At 38.7% G+C, this 19,911-nt stretch carries 19 protein-coding genes, 1 pseudogene and 1 other annotated feature; of the genes and pseudogenes, 19 read left to right on the plus strand and 1 reads right to left on the minus strand.

The features are described 5' to 3' along the window. The first annotated feature begins 147 nt into the window (after positions 1-147). The 16 genes from polA to ABES52_RS09560 all read left to right on the plus strand — a co-directional run bounded on the left by polA (position 148) and on the right by ABES52_RS09560 (position 16,432). Complete coding sequence (gene polA, locus ABES52_RS09485) at positions 148-2,772, plus strand: DNA polymerase I (protein WP_429650917.1); 2,625 nt, start codon at positions 148-150, stop codon at positions 2,770-2,772. 27 nt (positions 2,773-2,799) lie between these two features. Continuing rightward, positions 2,800-3,621, plus strand: a complete 822-nt coding sequence (gene mutM, locus ABES52_RS09490; protein WP_429650935.1) for a DNA-formamidopyrimidine glycosylase — start codon at positions 2,800-2,802, stop codon at positions 3,619-3,621. A gap of 70 nt (positions 3,622-3,691) precedes the next feature. Beyond that, complete coding sequence (gene ytaF, locus ABES52_RS09495) at positions 3,692-4,321, plus strand: sporulation membrane protein YtaF (protein WP_429650918.1); 630 nt, start codon at positions 3,692-3,694, stop codon at positions 4,319-4,321. Between the two features lie 25 nt (positions 4,322-4,346). Beyond that, on the plus strand, positions 4,347-4,949 hold the full coding sequence (gene coaE / locus ABES52_RS09500) for a dephospho-CoA kinase (protein ID WP_429650919.1): 603 nt from the start codon (positions 4,347-4,349) through the stop codon (positions 4,947-4,949). Between the two features lie 193 nt (positions 4,950-5,142). Further along, a complete protein-coding gene (locus ABES52_RS09505; protein ID WP_429650920.1) occupies positions 5,143-6,168 on the plus strand; it encodes a glyceraldehyde-3-phosphate dehydrogenase in 1,026 nt (341 codons plus the stop codon). 429 nt (positions 6,169-6,597) lie between these two features. After that, positions 6,598-6,978, plus strand: a complete 381-nt coding sequence (gene speD / locus ABES52_RS09510) for an adenosylmethionine decarboxylase (protein ID WP_429650921.1) — start codon at positions 6,598-6,600, stop codon at positions 6,976-6,978. Between the two features lie 332 nt (positions 6,979-7,310). Next, the gene (gene nrdR, locus ABES52_RS09515; RefSeq protein ID WP_429650922.1) at positions 7,311-7,775 is read left to right on the plus strand and encodes a transcriptional regulator NrdR; all 465 of its coding nucleotides are present in this window, start codon (positions 7,311-7,313) and stop codon (positions 7,773-7,775) included. Between the two features lie 68 nt (positions 7,776-7,843). After that, the gene (locus ABES52_RS09520; protein ID WP_429650923.1) at positions 7,844-9,238 is read left to right on the plus strand and encodes a replication initiation and membrane attachment family protein; all 1,395 of its coding nucleotides are present in this window, start codon (positions 7,844-7,846) and stop codon (positions 9,236-9,238) included. 11 nt (positions 9,239-9,249) lie between these two features. Next, positions 9,250-10,185 carry a primosomal protein DnaI gene (gene dnaI, locus ABES52_RS09525; protein ID WP_429650924.1) on the plus strand — a complete coding sequence of 312 codons (936 nt, stop codon included), beginning with the start codon at positions 9,250-9,252 and terminating at the stop codon, positions 10,183-10,185. 400 nt (positions 10,186-10,585) lie between these two features. Further along, positions 10,586-11,437, plus strand: a complete 852-nt coding sequence (ytxC, locus tag ABES52_RS09530; RefSeq protein WP_429650936.1) for a putative sporulation protein YtxC — start codon at positions 10,586-10,588, stop codon at positions 11,435-11,437. 370 nt (positions 11,438-11,807) lie between these two features. After that, positions 11,808-13,739: a threonine--tRNA ligase gene (gene thrS, locus ABES52_RS09535; RefSeq protein ID WP_429650925.1), complete on the plus strand. Its 1,932-nt coding sequence runs from the start codon at positions 11,808-11,810 to the stop codon at positions 13,737-13,739. A gap of 276 nt (positions 13,740-14,015) precedes the next feature. Beyond that, positions 14,016-14,154: a sequence feature (ribosomal protein L20 leader region), on the plus strand. 94 nt (positions 14,155-14,248) lie between these two features. Next, complete coding sequence (gene infC / locus ABES52_RS09540) at positions 14,249-14,752, plus strand: translation initiation factor IF-3 (protein ID WP_429650937.1); 504 nt, start codon at positions 14,249-14,251, stop codon at positions 14,750-14,752. 21 nt (positions 14,753-14,773) lie between these two features. Further along, positions 14,774-14,974, plus strand: coding sequence for a 50S ribosomal protein L35 (rpmI, locus tag ABES52_RS09545; protein ID WP_429650926.1), 201 nt, complete (start codon positions 14,774-14,776; stop codon positions 14,972-14,974). A 33-nt stretch (positions 14,975-15,007) separates the two neighbouring features. Continuing rightward, positions 15,008-15,367 (plus strand): 50S ribosomal protein L20, encoded by a 360-nt coding sequence (rplT, locus tag ABES52_RS09550; protein ID WP_429650927.1) that lies wholly within the window; start codon positions 15,008-15,010, stop codon positions 15,365-15,367. Positions 15,368-15,505: 138 nt separating this feature from the next. Beyond that, on the plus strand, positions 15,506-15,772 hold the full coding sequence (locus tag ABES52_RS09555; RefSeq protein ID WP_429650928.1) for a DUF1294 domain-containing protein: 267 nt from the start codon (positions 15,506-15,508) through the stop codon (positions 15,770-15,772). A gap of 63 nt (positions 15,773-15,835) precedes the next feature. After that, positions 15,836-16,432, plus strand: a complete 597-nt coding sequence (locus tag ABES52_RS09560; RefSeq protein WP_429650929.1) for a TVP38/TMEM64 family protein — start codon at positions 15,836-15,838, stop codon at positions 16,430-16,432. Positions 16,433-16,494: 62 nt separating this feature from the next. Here the strand turns inward: ABES52_RS09560 and ABES52_RS09565 are convergent, their stop codons facing one another. Then, positions 16,495-16,893 (minus strand): sigma-w pathway protein ysdB, encoded by a 399-nt coding sequence (locus tag ABES52_RS09565; RefSeq protein ID WP_429650930.1) that lies wholly within the window; start codon positions 16,891-16,893, stop codon positions 16,495-16,497. A 112-nt stretch (positions 16,894-17,005) separates the two neighbouring features. On the opposite strand from ABES52_RS09565, the gene ABES52_RS09570 reads away from it, so the two are divergent. The 3 genes and pseudogenes from ABES52_RS09570 to ABES52_RS09580 form a co-directional block, all read left to right on the plus strand. Further along, positions 17,006-17,497 (plus strand): dUTP diphosphatase, encoded by a 492-nt coding sequence (locus tag ABES52_RS09570; protein WP_429650931.1) that lies wholly within the window; start codon positions 17,006-17,008, stop codon positions 17,495-17,497. Positions 17,498-17,559: 62 nt separating this feature from the next. Continuing rightward, on the plus strand, positions 17,560-18,645 hold the full coding sequence (locus ABES52_RS09575) for a M42 family metallopeptidase (RefSeq protein ID WP_429650932.1): 1,086 nt from the start codon (positions 17,560-17,562) through the stop codon (positions 18,643-18,645). A gap of 636 nt (positions 18,646-19,281) precedes the next feature. Further along, positions 19,282-19,851, plus strand: a pseudogene (locus tag ABES52_RS09580) (IS256 family transposase); the annotation flags it as partial. Between the last annotated feature and the right edge of the window lie 60 nt (positions 19,852-19,911).

Below are 19,911 nucleotides of genomic sequence, written 5' to 3' on the forward strand. Positions count from 1 at the left end.
ACGATCTTTATAAGCTAGTCCAATTAAAATAAGGAAACTCCATACCTCTCTGTTTTTTTCATTCTGAATCAAACATGATAAAATAAAGGAAAAAATGGAGAGGTTTTTATACGCAAGAAAACCTACGATGGTAGGAAGGAGTAGGGTATGAAAAAGAAAATTGTATTAATTGATGGAAATAGTATTGCATACCGGGCTTTTTTTGCCTTGCCATTATTAAATAACGATAAAGGTGTACATACAAATGCCGTTTATGGGTTTTCCATGATGTTAAGAAAAATTATTGAGGAAGAACAACCAACCCATATGTTAGTCGCGTTTGATGCAGGAAAAACAACGTTCCGGCATGAAACGTATAAAGAATATAAAGGCGGCCGTCAAAAGACACCTCCTGAATTATCCGAGCAATTCCCTTTTATTCGTGAATTGTTAGATGCATACGGTATTCCACGGTATGAACTGGAAAATTACGAAGCAGATGACATCATTGGAACTCTTTCTTTACAGGCAGAAAAAGAAGGATTTGAAGTTATCGTTATTTCTGGTGATAAAGACTTAACACAACTTGCATCTGATTACACAACCGTTTCCATTACGAAAAAAGGGATTACGGATTTAGAAAAGTATACACCTGCTCATATACAAGAAAAATACGGTATCTCCCCAGAACAAATCATTGATATGAAGGGGTTAATGGGAGATTCGTCAGACAATATTCCAGGTGTACCAGGGGTTGGCGAAAAAACAGCCTTAAAATTATTGCATCAGTTTCATTCGATCGAAAATATTTTCGAATCATTGGATGAAGTAAACGGGAAAAAGTTAAAAGAAAAATTAGCAGCAAATAAAGATATGGCATTAATGAGTAAAAAACTAGCAACAATTACACGCAAAGCGCCTGTAAACATATCTTTAGGTGATTTAGAATATCGGGGAGCGAATGAAAGCCAATTAATTTCCCTATATAAAGAGCTTGGTTTTCAATCTTTGCTAGAAAAAATGAATACGGTAACGGATCAGGGGTCTACCAGTCAATTAGAAACAGTAAACTGGGAAATCGTACAAGAAGTGTCGGAAGAAATGTTTGCCAATGAAAACGCTCTGTATGTAGAAATGCTAGGGGAAAATTATCACACAGAAGAAATTGTAGGGATTGGAATAGCAAACGAAAAAGGGAATTTCTTCATCTCCCCAGATGTAGCGTTTCAATCGGATGTGTTTAAACATTGGGTGGAAAATCCCAACCAGAAAAAATGGGTGTTTGATGCGAAACGAACAAAAGTAGCTCTACGGAGAAATGGGGTAGAGCTTGACGGAATTGAATTTGACCTATTGCTAGCGGCTTATTTAATTAATCCAGCCCATTCTTCCGAAGAAGTAGCTGCCGTTGTTTCTGGGCAACTTGTCCAATGTGATGAAGCCGTTTATGGAAAAGGGGCCAAACGCCAACTTCCTGATTTAGAGGTATATGCAGAACACATTGTTCGCAAAGCGGTAGCTATTGCCCAAGAAAAAGAGAAGGCGCTCGAACAATTACGGGAAAATGAACAATTCGAGCTATTTTATGATTTAGAGATGCCGTTATCGCTAATTTTAGCAGATATGGAATCAAGAGGTGTTCAAGTGGATGTGGAACGACTTCATCAAATGGGAGAAGAATTAAAACAACAATTATCGGCCATCGAAGAACGTATTTATGAACTAGCTGGCGAAACATTTAACATTAATTCTCCGAAACAGCTTGGAGTCATTTTGTTTGAAAAACTCGGTCTCCCTGTAATCAAAAAGACGAAAACAGGGTATTCCACTTCTGCGGATGTCTTAGAAAAGCTTGCTCCAGAGCATGAAATTATTCAAGAAATTTTACATTATCGCCAATTAGGGAAGCTGCAATCAACGTATATTGAAGGGCTATTGAAAGTAGTTCATCCAGATACAAATAAAGTGCATACCCGCTTTAATCAAGCGCTCACACAAACCGGCCGACTCAGTTCAACGGACCCTAACCTACAAAACATTCCGATTCGATTGGAAGAAGGCCGAAAAATTCGTCAGGCGTTTGTCCCATCTGAGGAAGGATGGGTGATTTTCGCTGCTGATTATTCCCAAATTGAATTACGGGTTCTTGCCCATATTGCTGGAGACGAAAAACTGATCGACGCATTTAAGCAAGATATGGACATTCATACGAAAACTGCGATGGATGTGTTCCATGTGTCTCAAGAAGAAGTGACTTCTAATATGCGTCGTCAAGCAAAAGCGGTGAACTTTGGCATCGTGTATGGAATTAGTGATTACGGATTGTCTCAAAACTTAGGTATTACAAGAAAAGAAGCAGGAGAATTTATTAAGCGTTATTTCGAAAGTTACCCAGGAGTAAAAGCATATATGGAGGACATCGTTCAAGAAGCAAAACAAAAAGGGTATGTATCCACTTTACTACATCGCCGTCGGTATATCCCTGAGATTACAAGTCGTAATTTTAATGTGCGGAGCTTTGCAGAACGGACGGCCATGAATACGCCGATTCAAGGAAGTGCCGCTGATATCATTAAAAAAGCGATGGTTGAGATGGATGCTGCTTTAAAAGAGCATGGCTTACAAGCTCGGATGTTGCTTCAAGTACATGATGAACTCATTTTTGAAGCACCGAAAGAAGAAATAGAAACCCTTAAAAAAATCGTCCCTGAAGTGATGGAAAACGCCATTGAGTTACGCGTTCCATTAAAAGTAGATTATGCGTACGGGGATACATGGTACGATGCGAAATAACCATCACCCTATGGAAGGTGAATGAACTTGCCAGAACTGCCTGAGGTCGAAACTGTCAGAAAAACATTAGCTGATTTAGCGATTGGTCGAATCATTCGTCACGTATCCGTTTATTGGCCAAATATAATCAAATATCCAACCGTAGAACAATTCCAGCGTTCCTTACAAAATGAACGAATCGAACAAGTTGGCCGGCGTGGGAAGTTTTTAATCATTTACACGAATCGTTGGGCACTTGTCTCCCATTTACGGATGGAAGGAAAATATCGACTTCTTCCTTCCGACTCACCGCTTGAGAAACATATGCATGTCGTCTTTCATTTTACTGATGGAACGGAATTGAGATATCACGATGTTCGTAAATTTGGAACGATGCACTTGTATCGTAAAGGTGACGAATGGAAAAATCCACCGTTAAACCGATTAGGTGTGGAACCACTCTCCGATGATTTTACCTTTCAACAAATTCGTTCCATTTGCTTATCGACAAGGCGGAAAATAAAAGTGGTTCTTTTAGATCAACAAAAAATAGCGGGTTTAGGGAATATTTATGTAGATGAAGTGTTATACCGATCATCCATTCATCCTGAGCGGGCGGCTAATACGTTATCGGAGGAAGAAATCATCACATTGCATCAATCCATTCAACAAACGTTGCAGGAAGCCGTTAAGCTTGGGGGAACAACCATTCGGACGTATAAGAATACCCAAGGAAAAATCGGTACGTTTCAAACACGATTGTTAGCATACGGACGAGTCGGAGAGCATTGTCAAAAGTGTGGCCGACCGATCGAAAAAATAAAAGTAGGGGGACGGGGTACTCATATTTGTACGTTTTGTCAACGATAAAAAGTTTGAACGTGGTCAAAGCTCCTTCCATATACTTTATATTGACATTTCATAGGAAGGGGCTTTTTCGATGACACCAATCGTTTCACTGATCATGTTGGCATTTGCCGTGAGCCTAGATAGCTTTAACGTTGGCCTAACGTACGGCATGAGAAACATGAAAATACCCCTAAAATCTGTATTAATCATTGCCCTTTGCTCCGTAGGCTCACTTTTAACGGGTATGTTTGTAGGGAAAATGATTGGTGCGTTTTTTTCGTCAGAAATAGCTGATCGAGTTGGCGGATTAATTCTTGTTTTTCTTGGACTTTGGGTACTGTATCAATTGGTTCATCCGAACAACGATAAAGAGGAAAAAGAGCGTATATTATTGAATTTTGAAATTGCCTCCCTTGGCTTAGTGATTCACATTTTAAAAAAACCGTTATCTGCTGATATTGACCAATCCGGAACGATTACGGGCTTAGAAGCATTTCTACTAGGACTCGCTTTGTCCCTCGACGCTTTTGGAGCAGGCGTAGGTGCCGCCATGTTAGGTTTTTCCCCCTTATGGCTGGCGATTTATGTGAGTTGTATGAGCACATTATTTGTTTTAACGGGCCTCTCGATAGGTCGTACGGTATCTGAAATCGCGTGGATGAAGAAACTATCTTTTTTACCAGGTCTTTTATTAATTTTTCTAGGTCTTATTAAAATGTAGATATGTTTTAAGGAAGGATGGAGTAATGGTTTTGGTAATTGGTTTAACAGGTGGTATCGCAAGTGGAAAAAGCACGGTGTCCAATATGTTACGAAGTCGAGGATTTACGATTATTGATGCAGACATCACTGCACGGGAAGTGGTTCAAATAGGGGAACCAGCGTATAGAGAAATCGTTAATACATTTGGAAAAGACATTTTACTTGAAGATCAAACGATAAACCGTCAAAAATTAGGGGAAATTGTTTTTTCGGATCCTACTGAACGGGAGAAGTTAAATCGAATCGTCCATCCAGCTGTTCGAAAGCGAATGCTAGAGTTAAAGGAAGAGGCAATTCGAGAAGGCAAACAGACCGTAATATTTGATATTCCTTTATTGTTTGAAAGTAAACTTACTCATATGGTCGAAAAAACGATCGTTGTCTATGTTTCTCCAGATGTGCAGCTACGAAGATTGATGAAACGAAACAACTTCACGGAAGAAGAAGCGAAAGCTCGTATTTCAGCCCAATTACCATTAAAACAAAAGGCGGAATGGGCCGATGCCGTCATTTATAATGATGGATCATTAATTGAAACAGAACGGCAATTAGACCAAATCATTGCAGGATGGAAGTTAATACCATGATATTTCTGTAAAACCTGGCATAAGCCAGGTTTTTTATTGCGTACAAGGAAAAAATGTCTTTCAACTTAAAATTCAGAATAATAAAAAAATAATAAATAAGCAAATTAATCATTACACATTTTTGAAAATATGTTATACTAATTACGACTGGAATACCTAAAAAGTATAACGTTAATATAGGGGGAAGCCGAAAATGAAGGCAAGAATTGCAATTAACGGCTTTGGTCGTATTGGAAGAATGGTTTTTCGTAAAGCGATTTTAGACGGGAATTTAGAAATTGTAGCTGTCAATGCCAGCTATCCAGCAGAAACGTTAGCCCATTTAATTAAGTATGACACAAATCATGGTAAGTTTGAGGCAGACGTTCAAGCAGATGAAAACGCCTTAATTGTAAATGGTCATAAAGTGAAATTGCTCAATCATCGTGACCCACGTGAATTACCATGGAAAGAGCTTGATATTGATATTGTCATTGAGGCGACAGGAAAATTTAATTCCCGTGACAAAGCGGTCTATCATTTACAAGCAGGAGCTAAAAAAGTGATTTTAACGGCACCTGGAAAAAATGAAGATGTAACCATTGTGATGGGAGTAAATGAAGACGTATTAGACGTGACCAAACACGATATTATTTCGAATGCATCTTGTACGACTAACTGTCTAGCTCCTGTAGCGAAAGTATTGGATGAGCAATTTGGCATTGAGAATGGTTTAATGACCACTGTTCATGCTTATACAAATGATCAGAAAAACATTGACAATCCACACAAAGATTTACGTCGTGCGCGTGCATGTGCTCAATCCATTATTCCGACAACAACTGGAGCAGCTAAAGCTTTATCAAAAGTTTTACCTCAATTAGAAGGCAAACTACATGGTATGGCGTTACGAGTCCCAACTCCAAATGTGTCCCTTGTGGACTTAGTTGTCGATTTAAAACGTGATGTAACGGTAGAGGAAGTAAATGAAGCATTTATTCAAGCTGCTGATAGTAAATTAAAAGGAATTTTACAATTTACGACCGAACCACTTGTTTCCATCGATTTTAATACAAATCCACATTCAGCGATTATCGATGGACTATCTACGATGGTTATGGAAGGTCGAAAAGTGAAAGTATTGGCATGGTACGACAACGAATGGGGTTATTCTTGTCGTGTCGTGGATTTAGCGAACTATGTGGCTGAACAAATGAAAACTGTTGTTCATGTAGGATAATTTATATTCACAGGTTAGATGATCTTTTCCCTAATAGCTTATTTCTTTCGATATTCTGTGTTCCTGATTATATATATGTTAGTAGGCTAATTATTTGGTAAGCTCAAATAATTAGCTTTTTTTTTCTTAAACGATGCAAGATGACAAAGTCTAAGATAACGAACCGAGAAAAATGAAGTGTTATTGATTTTTTTTACTGATTTCAATTCGAAGAAAATTTCTAGAAAAAATTTAAAATCAATTATTGCAAAAAAAAATTAAACAAAGTATACTATGACTCGTGAACTTCTTAACTGTTTGTAATTGGGAAATAACTACTTAAAGGGTTAGGACCTCTTCGGACTAACTTTCCCCCGTGGTAGTTATGTTACAGGCAATCAATTTGAAATCTTTGATTAAAAAATATTAGATCAAAGGGGGAAGCGATCGATGGAAACAATGGGTCGTCACATAATTTCTGAACTTTGGGGTTGTGATTTTGACAAATTAAACGATATGGAACAAATTGAAAAAATCTTCGTTGATGCTGCTCTAAAATCTGGTGCGGAAATTCGCGAAGTAGCATTCCATAAGTTTGCTCCACAAGGTGTTAGTGGTGTTGTCATCATTTCAGAATCACATTTAACTATTCACAGTTTCCCAGAGCATGGATATGCAAGTATTGACGTGTACACTTGCGGCGATTTAGATCCAAATATTGCTGCTGACTATATCGCAGAAGCACTTGGAGCCCAAACACGTGAAACAATCGAAATTCCTCGTGGAATGGGTCCAATTCAAGCAAAAGAATCGAAAGTAAAAGCATTATAATGGAAAAGAGGTGTAGCAATACGCCTCTTTTTTTTGTTGTGCGCCCGGCATGGGTGTAATCTATAAAGTGAAAGTCCCGAACTGTGAAGGCAGAAGTAGCAGTTAGCTTAACGCAAAGGTGTCCGTGGCGACGCTTAATCTGAAGGAAGCGGGCGGCAAACTTCCGGCCTGAGGAATACGAACTTCATATAAGGCTAGGTATCACTGGGTGAGTTTGCAACACAAGACAAAGCCCTAGTCGCCCTCTCCTACTCGATTACAGGAAGTTAAACTTGTGATTTTACGTCGTTTTTTATAAGATGAAATTATAAGATTGAATCGGAGCTGATGGTATGAAATGTCCTTCTTGTCAACATAATGGAACCCGTGTGGTGGATTCACGCCCTGTTGATGAAGGGAAATCGATACGGCGGCGACGTGAATGTGAAGAATGCGGGTATCGATTTACCACCTTCGAACGAGTGGAGGAATTACCATTAATTGTCGTAAAAAAAGAAGGTACGCGCGAAGAGTTTAGTCGGGAAAAAATTTTACGTGGTTTAATTAAAGCGTGTGAAAAACGGCCGGTAGCACTTCAACAATTAGAAGAAATTACGTTAGATATTGAAAAAGGGCTTCGGAATCAAGGGGTTACCGAGGTAAAAAGTGAAGTGATCGGAGAGCTCGTGATGGACCGTTTATCCAAAGTTGATGAAGTTGCTTACGTTCGTTTTGCTTCTGTTTATCGGCAGTTTAAAGACATTAACGTCTTTTTAGATGAACTGAAAGAATTAATAAAAAAGGAGCAATCTAATTAAGAGCTAGAGGCGAACTCTTAGCTCTTTTTTTCGACTGTCTTATTTTTCGTAAGAAAGGTTGAAAGCAAATGTCATTATCTCATCATTGGAATGAAGTTCAGCCTGTCGATGTGTATCGAGTAAAAGTGAACGGTATTTTAACGGAATACGACCAAAAAGTGATTACGTATTTATATCAACCGCTCATTGGACCGATTTGCTTAAGTTTATACACAACCCTTTGGAGCGATGTACAAGTCCATACAATGTGGGGACGCGAATGGACTCATTACCATCTCATGAATATGATGAATGTAAGCTTAAAGGAAATCTATGAAGCCCGGTTAAAGTTAGAAGGAATTGGTTTGTTAAAAACGTTTGTCAAAGAAACAGAAGAACAAAGGTTTTTTATTTATGAGTTGCAGCCACCATTAGATCCTGAACGATTTTTCTCAGACGGAATGCTTAACGTCTATTTGTATCAAAAAATTGGGCGAAACCATTTTATGAAGGTCAAATCACTGTTTTTAGCAGAAGATCTTCCACAACGAGAGTACGCCGATATTACCCGTTCCTTTCAAGATGTGTATACGTCCGAAAAAATGAGCAAAGTTGATGAAGAAGCATTAACATCCAGTCAAGCGGAACAAGGGACTATTTTTTTTGAGCGTAAAAAAGGAACCTCTCCTGCATTAGATGACCGTCACTTTGATTTTGATTTACTGTTGGCTGGACTAACCGAGGCGATGGTTCCACGCCGTTCCATCACTTCACGTGTGAAAGAGGCAATTATTAAGCTATCTTATTTATATCAAATCAATGCGATTGACATGAAAAACATCGTCTTAAGTTCGGTGAATGTTGATCAAACGATTGATATTGAAGCGCTTCGAAAAGCCGCCCGAGATTGGTATCAATTGCATCACGAAAACCAGCTACCGGAACTAGTTGACCGCATACAACCGGTTGAGCATCGAACAGAAGCTACACCGAACACGGAGGAGGAACAGCTTATTTCTTATTTAGAAACAACCTCTCCTCGACAATTGTTAATTGACATATCAGGTGGTGCCACACCAGCAAAGTCCGAATTAAAAATTATTGAGGATGTCATGTTTCAACAAAAATTACTTCCTGGCGTTGTCAACGTATTAATTCATTATGTGATGCTGAAAACGGATATGAAACTCACGAAAGGGTATGTCGAAAAAATAGCGTCCCATTGGGCGCGAAAAAATATTCGAACGGTTCGGGAAGCGATGGAATTAGCCAAAAAAGAGCATCGACAATATTTAGATTGGGCGGAAGGGAAGAAAAATCATTCAACGAAACGAAAACCAGTCCGAACGGAAAAGCTACCGGACTGGTTTGTAGAAGAAAAAAATAGGAATACCCAAACCTCGTCAGAACCGGAACTTGATGACTTTGATTACGAAGCAGAAAAGCGTAAACTAGAAGAAGAGTTGCGGCGTCCAAAAAATTAGGGGGTGTAACCTTGGAGCGAATTAACGAAACCCTACAAAAATTGGCGAAAAACGAAAACTTTCAACAACGCTACCAATCCCTTAAACAAGAAATTCTGCAACATCCAGATATCATTGATTTTGTAGAAAAATATGAAAACGATCTAACATCCAGCATTCTGGAAAAAAGTTTGGTGAAGTTGTACGAATATATCTCACAAACGAAAGAATGTCGCCGGTGCGAGAGCTTAGAGTCGTGTGTGAACATGATGAAAGGCTATCAACCTGAACTGATCTTTAATGGGCGAACGATTGAATTACAGTATCAACGCTGTCCACAAAAAGTAGTGTACGATGAACGAAAAAAGACAGAAAAATTAATCCGGAGCATTTATGTTCCCAAAGACATTTTAGAGGCTTCCTTTGAAGAAATTGATTTAGAAGGCGTTTCCCGCTTAAAAGCCGTCAAGATGGCGAAAGAATTTTGCGATCAGTTCGAACCGGGTAAAAAGATGAAAGGACTGTATATTTGGGGACGCTTCGGTGTTGGGAAGTCATATTTGTTAGGAGCGATTGCCAATCGTTTAGCGGAAAAGCAAATTGCTTCGGTCATCGTTTACGTCCCTGAGTTTTTCCGTGAAATGAAACAATCGTTAAATGATATGTCGTTAAATGACAAATTAGATGCAATCAAGAAAGCACCAGTATTAATGTTAGATGATATTGGGGCTGAATCGATGTCTAGTTGGGTAAGAGATGATATTTTAGGAACTATTCTCCAATACCGAATGCTCGATCATCTCCCAACGTTCTTCTCTTCTAATTTTAATTTTGACGATTTAGAGCACCATTTAACTTATTCTCAAAGAGGGGAAGAGGAGCGTATAAAAGCGGCCCGTATTATGGAACGAATTAAATATTTAGCTCAGCCGATCCAGTTAGAAGGACCGAATCGTCGCTTTATGTAAGCCGATTCGGTTCATTATTTTTTGCTCACTTATTTCGGGGATAAGTGGAAAAATTCAGAAAAAAGTGAACAAACTCTTGAGGAAAGTGGACACACCCCCAGAGATAACTGGAGATTTTTTAGTAAAAGGCTATGTTATATGTCATTATTGATTTTTAGCAAGTTATTCACACGGCGGCTTGCACCTTGCCCGCGTAAAGCGTCCGCCTACAGCGAAATGTGTAAAAAAACAATGAAATTTACATTCAGCACAGATTGTTCATTTTATCTCCTTTTTTAGAAAACCTATTGAATTTTTTATAAAATACTTTTCTGTTGGCTTTTCACTTCTATTTTCTCCCTATTGTCCATATATATAAAGCAGGGATTTTGTAGAAGGGGGGAGCCGAAGGTTGGTAGAGATGGTTTTTTCTCGATATCAAGATGCTTTGCAGCTTCAAACATATATGGAAAGGGAGCATATTCCCACTACGATTCACGAAACGTTATTTCAACAAAAGCGAACATATGTCTTAAGCATTTCTTTTCATAAATATCAGCAAAAGAAAGTGGAGCTGGCTATCTATCAATTTCTTGTTGAGCAGAAACGAAAAGAATGGATCAAAGAAATTATCACTAATTGTTTTTATTTTAAAGAGGAAGAAGAAATCCGACATATTATGGATATTGTGTTTTCTATGTGGATGGACGAACGAGAAGAATTAACGAGCTTAATCGAGCGGGTCGATGAAACAAAACTTTTAATGGATGCCATTTCGACACTGTTTCAACAACAAGAACCGGTTGTTTTTTCTTCCTTTGTGAAGTTTCGACTGAAAAAATATTACAATCGACTTATAGAATATGTGGAAGTGGCCATTGATGAATACAAAATGGAACAAGAATATCAAATGTTTATTCAAATGTTGAGAGATTACTTAGTGGACCGAGAACCCCGGATGAGAGTGATTCATTTGTACAATGAGCAACATTGGCTCTTTTACGATGAAAATTATCAATTGCTGTCCAAAAAAGAAATTCATGATTGCGTCGATCGGAGGCTATTAACGAATCATCCCATATATATCGACTCGGCCACGATTGCACCCCTTTTATCAATGGCCCCCCTACGTATATACGTATATACCGATGACCAAGAAGACGGCTTAATACGAACAATCCAAAACATTTTCGAAGAAAGGGTCTGTATTTTAAAGAAAGACGAATTTTGGGAACAATACGCCACGAATCGCATGAATGTCTCTGGAAATTAAACGTTCTGTCCCCTTGATTTTCTTATCTTAACCATCTATAATAACGTACATAAATATTCCATACGCTAGAGGTTATGATGAGGACAAGGGTATTCATTGGCGGTTTCCAGAGAGGGAAGCCTCGGCTGCAAGCTTCCTAACACGGCATGAATACTTACCACCTCTGAACTTCAACTGTGAACGCTGACATCTACTCTTCAGCTAGTAATAGTTGACGGGTGCTGCCGTTATCAGAACTGGAGGCATGTTGCTTTATGGGGAGCAATGTGTAAAGAAGGGTGGAACCACGGGTGTAACTATAACTCGTCCCTCGTTTGTAGAGGGGCGAGTTTTTTATTTTTTAATAATCAAAAAAAGGAGTGAGAAACTGATGTCAGAAATGATTCAAATTACATTCCCTGATGGCGCAGTGAAGGAGTTTCCAAAAGGGACAACAACGGAAGAAATTGCAGCATCCATTAGCCCAGGGTTAAAGAAAAAAGCGATTGCCGGAAAAGTGAACGGTCGCTTACTAGATCTCCGTACACCGATTATGGAGGACGGTTCACTCGAAATTATTACACCTGATCGTGAAGAAGCGTTAGAAATTTTACGCCATAGTACAGCTCATTTAATGGCTCAAGCCATTAAGCGTTTATACAAAAACGTGAAGCTTGGTGTCGGACCCGTTATTGAAGGTGGCTTTTACTACGATGTCGATTTAGAAGAATCGCTAACACCAGATGATTTACCGAAAATCGAAAAAGAAATGAAGAAAATTGTGAAAGAAAATCTAGAAATCGTTCGTAAAGAAGTCACTCGCGAAGAGGCGAAAAAACTTTACGAGGAAATTGGTGATGAGTATAAATTGGAGCTTCTTGAAGCCATTCCTGAAGGCGAAACGGTCTCCATTTATGAACAAGGTGAATTTTTCGATTTATGCCGCGGCGTTCACGTTCCATCCACAGGCAAAATTAAAGAGTTTAAGTTGTTAAGCATTGCGGGAGCGTACTGGCGTGGAGATGCAAACAACAAAATGCTTCAACGTATTTACGGGACCGCATTTTTCAAAAAAGATGATTTAGAAAACCACTTAAAAATGTTGGAGGAAGCAAAAGAACGCGATCACCGTAAACTAGGTAAAGAGCTTAACTTATTTATGAACTCGCAAAAAGTAGGACAAGGATTACCGCTATGGCTTCCGAAAGGAGCTACGATTCGACGTATCATTGAACGTTATATTGTCGATAAAGAAGAAAGTCTTGGTTATCAACACGTATATACTCCAGTTCTAGGTAGTGTCGAATTATACAAAACAAGCGGTCACTGGGATCACTACAAAGAAAATATGTTCCCGGTAATGGAAATGGACAATGAAGAACTTGTGTTACGTCCAATGAACTGTCCGCATCATATGATGATTTATAAAAACGGCATTCATAGTTACCGAGAGCTACCAATTCGTATTGCTGAACTTGGTACGATGCACCGTTACGAAATGTCTGGGGCATTAACGGGTCTCCAACGTGTTCGAGGCATGACATTAAACGATGCTCACATTTTCGTCCGTCCTGACCAAATTAAAGAGGAATTTAAACGAGTGGTTCAACTCATTATCGAAGTGTATAAAGATTTTAACTTAAGCGAATATTCGTTCCGATTATCGTATCGTGACCCAGAAGATAAAGAAAAATATTATGATGACGATGAAATGTGGAACAAAGCGCAAGGTATGTTAAAAGAAGCGATGGACGAACTTGGATTAGAGTATTACGAAGCGGAAGGCGAAGCAGCGTTCTACGGACCGAAATTAGACGTTCAAGTTCGTACAGCTCTTGGAAAAGATGAAACGTTATCAACTGTTCAATTAGACTTCTTGCTACCGGAACGATTTGATTTGACTTACATCGGTGAAGACGGTAAGCCGCATCGTCCAGTCGTTATTCACCGCGGTGTTGTGTCTACAATGGAACGTTTCGTCGCCTTCTTAATCGAAGAATATAAAGGAGCGTTCCCAACTTGGTTAGCACCAATTCAAGTACAAGTCATTCCGGTTTCACCTGAAGTGCATTATGACTATGCCAAACAAGTACAAGAAGCGCTTCAAAAAGAAGGAATTCGTGCGAATTTAGATGCTCGTGACGAAAAAATTGGTTACAAAATTCGCGAAGCACAAATTCAAAAAATTCCGTACATGCTCGTTGTAGGTGACAACGAAATTCAAGAAAAAGCGGTAAATGTCCGCAAATACGGTGAACAAAAATCCGAAACGGTTCCTTTCGAACAATTCTTAGCTTCGATTAAAGAAGAGGCGAAGAAATAAGGGGAAATTAACTAAATTAGTGGTTTCGATCGAATAAATGGCGGTAGGAAGGCCTTTTTCTTGAAAAAAGGGCACTATCCTACCGTACTCTTGTACTGATATGGTGATAATTTGCACCTCTTTTCGCTTGTACAAATTGGTTATAAAAATTTTTAATAGGATATTGCCAACCGTTCTATACTATGGTATTATCTATTTTGTTGTATAAAAAATAGCTCTGTTGACAACTCCTTTAGTTTATGATATATTTTAGAAGGTCAAATTGAATACAAGTTTGTGGAAAAGAAGAAGCACCCCGCTTCTCACCTGATTGACGCATAAAAGCTGTTGGCAGGTTTTTGATGTAATTCCATTGAAGTAGGAAGTATGTCATCAATGAAATGCGGGTGTGTTGTACCCGCATTTTTTTGTTGAATTAGCTTTTATGTGGCAAAGGAAGCGGAAAACAATACTTGACCCAAACCGTGTATTCGGAAAAAACGTGGAGGTGGCTAATTATTAGCAAAGATATGATCGTCAACGAGGGTATTCGTGCCCGCGAAGTTCGACTCATCGATCAAAATGGTGAGCAATTAGGAATTAAGTCACGTAACGAAGCATTAGAGATTGCAGCTAGAGTTAACCTAGACCTTGTTCTAGTAGCTCCTAATGCCAAACCTCCTGTTGCTCGGATTATGGACTATGGTAAGTACCGTTTCGAACAACAGAAGAAAGAAAAAGAAGCTCGCAAAAAGCAAAAAGTGATTAACGTCAAAGAAGTACGCTTAAGCCCAACGATTGAAGAGCATGACTTCAATACGAAGTTACGTAACGCTCGTAAGTTCCTTCAAAAAGGAGATAAAGTGAAAGCGACGATTCGCTTTAAAGGGCGTGCGATTACACACAAAGAAATCGGTCAACGCGTACTAGACCGTTTCGCTGAAGCTTGTGAAGATATCGGAACAATAGAGTCCAAACCAAAAATGGATGGACGTAGCATGTTCTTAGTTTTAGCACCAAAAAATGAAAAGTAATGTTTTGAGGAGGAATACCACATGCCAAAAATGAAAACTCACCGTGGCTCTGCCAAGCGTTTCAAAAAGACAGGTACTGGAAAATTAAAGCGTTCTCACGCTTACACTAGCCACCTTTTTGCAAACAAAACTCAAAAACAAAAACGTAAGCTTCGTAAAGGAACTCTTGTTTCTAAAGGTGACTTCAAACGTATCCGTCATATGTTAGACAACATTAAGTAATTCGAGATTCATATATTTTAGGAGGGAATTATTATGCCACGTGTAAAAGGCGGTACAGTTACTCGCAGACGTCGTAAAAAAGTTTTAAAATTAGCGAAAGGTTATTTCGGTTCTAAACATACATTATATAAAGTTGCTAACCAGCAAGTAATGAAATCTTTAATGTACGCTTACCGTGACCGTCGTCAGAAAAAACGCGACTTCCGTAAGCTTTGGATTGCACGTATCAATGCAGCTGCTCGTATGAACGGACTTTCTTACAGCCGTTTTATGCACGGTCTTAAACTAGCTGGTATCGAAGTTAACCGCAAAATGCTTGCTGATTTAGCTGTAAACAACGAAAAAGCATTTGCTGAATTAGCAAACGTTGCCAAAGCACAACTTCAAAAATAATTGATGCGACTCGGGGCTAACACATCGTTAGTCCCTTTTTTATATCTTATGAATCGGAGGGAAATTGACCGAATTTTTAATTGACTTACTCGTTTAAAATTAACGCTATAGCAGTGGAATTCCTTAGGAGGACCTATCATGAACGATTGGATTCTAATGTATCTAATTTTTATAAATAGTATAGGGTTTTTACTAATGGGCTGGGATAAGTGGAAAGCGCGCCATCAGAAGTGGCGAGTGCAAGAAAAAAAGTTATGGTTAGTCGCTTTTTTAGGTGGAGCGATTGGTGCTACAGTTGGTATGTATTTATTTCGACATAAAACGAAACATGCAACGTTTCGATACGGACTTCCAATCCTTTCCGTTGTAGAAGGAATCCTTTTTACGCTTTTTGTTTTGTCATAACAGCTCGGACGATTGTATATGTTGTAATAACGTGCCCAGCACGAAGAACATCCGAGAAAGGGCGTGATCGCCATCGACGGCCAATGGAGTGATCAGTTGCTGTTCTTTCTTTCCATCGTGCAGTCTTCCGGTTGGCTCGCACCAATTGTATTTATTTTAGTCCATCTATTGCGGCAATTTCTTTTTATTCCGGTGGCTCTTGTTTGTATGGCTGGAGGAATTCTTTTTGGTAGCTTATTTGGAACGCTCTTTTCATTGATAGGATTAACGATTGTGTCAATCATTTTTTATTTGGTTGTACGACATATGCCAACAACCGTCAATCGCCTGTTTCGCATGAAAGAAAAATGGTTCGGGCGTCACGCACAATTAACGGTCGGGCAAGTAGCGGTGTTGCGTCTAATTCCTTTTATTCATTATCACTTACTAAACGGCTGTTTATATGAACGAAAAAAAGATTTCCATTCCTTCGTGATGTCCTCGTTTCTCGCCAATATTCCGCTCGCTGTGTTTTATACCGTTTTTGGTCAATATATCCGCCAATTTTCCCTAACTATGATGGCATTACTATTCATTTCCTTCTTCGTTTTATTTATCGCTTTAAGAGAAAAAGTACGTGTCTGGACATTAAAAGAATTTCTTGAATCATCGTCTTCCTAATGGTGTAAAGGAATAGTTAAAGAAAAAATGAGAAAAACGCTAGGAACACTCCTAGCGTTTTGTTATGACCGATGTTTTTGGAGGAGCTCTTTCACAGGGCTTTTCCAATCTATTTTTGCATTCGGATACGACCGTTGAATTTCTCTTTCAAGAAATACAAAATCCTCATAGGTCAATCCTTTTAAGTCGTCCACTTTTTTCGGAAAAACAAAGATGGAAACGACGTCAAAGGCGTGTTCAGTTGTTCCTAAATATTTTTCCCCTTCAAATAACGCCCCTTTATAAGTGATGTGAAAATTTTTCCGAACATTATTTGGGTCATCGTAAAAATAAAACTTCTTTTGTTCGTAAGCTAGCTCTAATTTTCGCATCGGATGGGTAATAAATTTGATGCCACGGTACAAAAGATAAAGGATTGCTATAAAAAGTAGGAAAGGTAATAATCGAAGGAATAGTGCCATGTTAAAAACCTCCGAAAAAGTGCATGGTCCTTAGTTTTTATTTACTTTACGAATCAAATCAAAAAAAGTTTCATTCATTTGCTATAATTTTTTTTGAAGGAGGAGACAATGAATGAATGTTTCGGAATTATTTACAATGCAACAAGAACTTGACCGCTATATAGAAGAAGGTCATCAACTGGTAGAAAAAGACTTGTTTGATCAAAAAGTGTTAGCTCTACTCGTTGAAGTAAGTGAATTAGCGAATGAAACTAGATGTTTTAAATTTTGGAGTACAAAAGGCCCGTCTCCACAAGAGGTCATTTTAGAAGAATATGTGGATGGACTTCATTTTATTTTGTCTTTAGGAATAGAAGTTGGTTTTCATCGTACGATGAAGGATGTCCCATCTTTTAAAGAAGCAGTGGAACCGGTGGAACAATTCCTTCGAGTATATGAGGCAATCCATCAATTCCGAAAAGAAAAGTGTTTGTCGGTATACGAGCATTTGTTAAGCGAATACTTGGCTCTAGGAAAAATCTATGGATTTACACCGGAAGGAATTTATAAGGCTTATGTGGCAAAAAATAAAGTAAATTTTCAACGCCAACAACAAGGGTATTAAAATTGTGAATTTTCACCTGATTTTGTATAATGAGACTGCAGAATAATTAGGGAGGCTAAATAATGGTGAAATTAGATGAGACGTTAACGATGCTCAAAGACTTAACCGATGCAAAAGGGATTCCGGGTAATGAAAAAGAAGTCAGAGATGTGATGAAAAAGTACATAGAGCCATTTGCCGATGAAGTTACCACGGATGGTTTAGGAAGCTTAATTGCTAAGAAAGTTGGTGATGAAAACGGACCGAAAATTATGGTGGCAGGCCACTTAGACGAAGTTGGTTTTATGGTTACGCATATCGATGACAAAGGTTTTTTACGATTTCAACCAGTAGGTGGTTGGTGGTCACAAGTCATGCTTGCCCAACGCGTGACGATTGTGACGAAAAAGGGTGACGTTACTGGTGTCATCGGTTCAAAACCACCTCACATTCTTCCGCCTGAAGCACGCAAAAAGCCGGTTGAAATTAAAGATATGTTCATCGATATCGGAGCTTCTAGCCGCGATGAAGCGATGGAATGGGGCGTTCGACCGGGGGATATGGTTGTTCCGTACTTTGAATTTACGGTCATGAACAATGAGAAAATGCTGTTAGCCAAAGCATGGGATAACCGCATCGGTTGTGCCATTGCGATTGATGTGTTGAAAAACTTAAAAGACGAAAAACATCCGAATATCGTTTACGGTGTCGGTACCGCTCAGGAAGAAGTCGGACTTCGTGGTGCCAAAACATCTGCACACATGATTGAACCAGACATAGCGTTTGGTGTAGATGTCGGTATTGCAGGAGATACGCCTGGCGTAACAGAAAAAGAAGCATTAGGAAAAATGGGGAAAGGTCCGCAAATTATTTTATATGATGCGTCGATGGTCTCTCATAAAGGGTTACGCGACTTTGTCACAAGCGTTGCCGATGAATTAAACATTCCGTATCAATTCGATTCGCTTCCTGGGGGCGGAACGGACTCTGGAGCTATTCATCTAACAGCCAACGGTGTACCTGCGCTTTCTATCACAATTGCGACTCGTTACATCCATTCCCATGCAGCGATGTTACACCGTGACGATTACGAAAACACAGTAAAACTAATTACCGAAGTGATCAAACGTTTAGATGCGGATAAAGTCAAGGAGATTACGTTTGACTAATCTAAAAAGGCGGTGTAGAAACTAGTGGGGTTACTTGAGTAAAGAGAAAAAGTAAATATTAGGTCATTAGGAATTAAACTAATAATCAAATAATAATGCAAACAGCTATAGAAAAACGCTCGGAATGTGGATTTACCCCTGTCAAGTAGACAGTAGAAAAAAGCATCCTCTTCAGCTTTGGCAATGGTAGTTGGTATGCCTGGAGCTTGTCAAGGAAAGCACTTGACAAAGCTTCAGGCAACCAACTAAGTAGTCTGTAAGCTGAAGAAGGAGTCAATCTAATCATTATTGATTTCTTAGGCAACTTTAGCTCGATACGTTACTGGGCTAAGGTTACCTAATATTTTTGAATTCCTTTATGATTATAATTCTACTGCTTGAATGACTTCCTCTGGGTTCTCGAATTTAAATACATACACTCTGTCTTAAAATGGCTGAAGAAGTTCTCCATGCTGGCATTGTCTAAACAGTTTCCTTTTCTGGACATACTTTGAGTAATACCATTTAGTTTAAGGGCTTCGTGGTATTCGCGAGATGTATACTGATAACCCTAATCACTGTGTAGAATGGTTTTATCAGTCACATCTCTTTTTTTGTTTGCCTTTTTTAATGTTTCCATCACAAGTTCTAAATCATTGGCAAGAAATTCTTCAAGATTTATATCAGTACGGAGTAAAAGAAGTATTACTTGGCGTGTTTGATGGTCTTAATGGTTTAGAAGAAGCTTTTAAATCTGTCTATCCAAAAGCCGATGTACAACGATGTGTCGTGCACAAAGTCAGAAATACATTAAATAAAGTTAGAAAGAAAGACCAAATAGAAGTGGCAGAAGATTTAAAGCTCATTTATCGTGCCACGACAAAAGAAGCAGCGATACAAGCATTTCATGAATTCGAGAAAAAGTGGTCCAAAAAATACGCAAGAGAAGTACAATTATGGGAAAAAGATTTAGATATTCTACTCACGTTTATGAAATATCCGCTAAGCATACGAAGTGTCATATACACGACAAACGCGATCGAAAGAACCATTAAAGACATACGTAAACGATTAAAGACGATGAATAGTCTTACAAGTATAGAAGCTGCAGAGAAAATCACGTATTTGACCATACAAGACTTTAATGAAAAATGGTCGAATAGAAAATTACGAGGTTTTTCAAACGCCTATCAAGCCCTACAAGAAATGTTCGAAGAAAGATACTAAAATTTGTAAGTATGTAAGGATATATGAAAGGACGTGCGTTTCCCACTAGGAGACTGAATA

It is taken from the genome of Aeribacillus pallidus, from assembly GCF_050478865.1.
Classification (GTDB): Bacteria; Bacillota; Bacilli; order Bacillales; family JACDOC01; genus JACDOC01.

Coding starts and splice junctions, on each gene's coding strand:
- thrS (WP_429650925.1), top strand. CDS start 11,808: ATGTCAGAAATGATTCAAATTACATTCCCTGATGGCGCAGTGAAGGAG.
- infC (WP_429650937.1), top strand. CDS start 14,249: ATGATCGTCAACGAGGGTATTCGTGCCCGCGAAGTTCGACTCATCGAT.
- ABES52_RS09505 (WP_429650920.1), top strand. CDS start 5,143: ATGAAGGCAAGAATTGCAATTAACGGCTTTGGTCGTATTGGAAGAATG.
- ABES52_RS09555 (WP_429650928.1), top strand. CDS start 15,506: ATGAACGATTGGATTCTAATGTATCTAATTTTTATAAATAGTATAGGG.
- polA (WP_429650917.1), top strand. CDS start 148: ATGAAAAAGAAAATTGTATTAATTGATGGAAATAGTATTGCATACCGG.
- rpmI (WP_429650926.1), top strand. CDS start 14,774: ATGCCAAAAATGAAAACTCACCGTGGCTCTGCCAAGCGTTTCAAAAAG.
- ABES52_RS09520 (WP_429650923.1), top strand. CDS start 7,844: ATGTCATTATCTCATCATTGGAATGAAGTTCAGCCTGTCGATGTGTAT.
- ABES52_RS09565 (WP_429650930.1), bottom strand. CDS start 16,893: ATGGCACTATTCCTTCGATTATTACCTTTCCTACTTTTTATAGCAATC.
- ytxC (WP_429650936.1), top strand. CDS start 10,586: ATGGTTTTTTCTCGATATCAAGATGCTTTGCAGCTTCAAACATATATG.
- nrdR (WP_429650922.1), top strand. CDS start 7,311: ATGAAATGTCCTTCTTGTCAACATAATGGAACCCGTGTGGTGGATTCA.
- speD (WP_429650921.1), top strand. CDS start 6,598: ATGGAAACAATGGGTCGTCACATAATTTCTGAACTTTGGGGTTGTGAT.
- rplT (WP_429650927.1), top strand. CDS start 15,008: ATGCCACGTGTAAAAGGCGGTACAGTTACTCGCAGACGTCGTAAAAAA.
- ABES52_RS09570 (WP_429650931.1), top strand. CDS start 17,006: ATGAATGTTTCGGAATTATTTACAATGCAACAAGAACTTGACCGCTAT.
- coaE (WP_429650919.1), top strand. CDS start 4,347: ATGGTTTTGGTAATTGGTTTAACAGGTGGTATCGCAAGTGGAAAAAGC.
- ytaF (WP_429650918.1), top strand. CDS start 3,692: ATGACACCAATCGTTTCACTGATCATGTTGGCATTTGCCGTGAGCCTA.
- ABES52_RS09575 (WP_429650932.1), top strand. CDS start 17,560: ATGGTGAAATTAGATGAGACGTTAACGATGCTCAAAGACTTAACCGAT.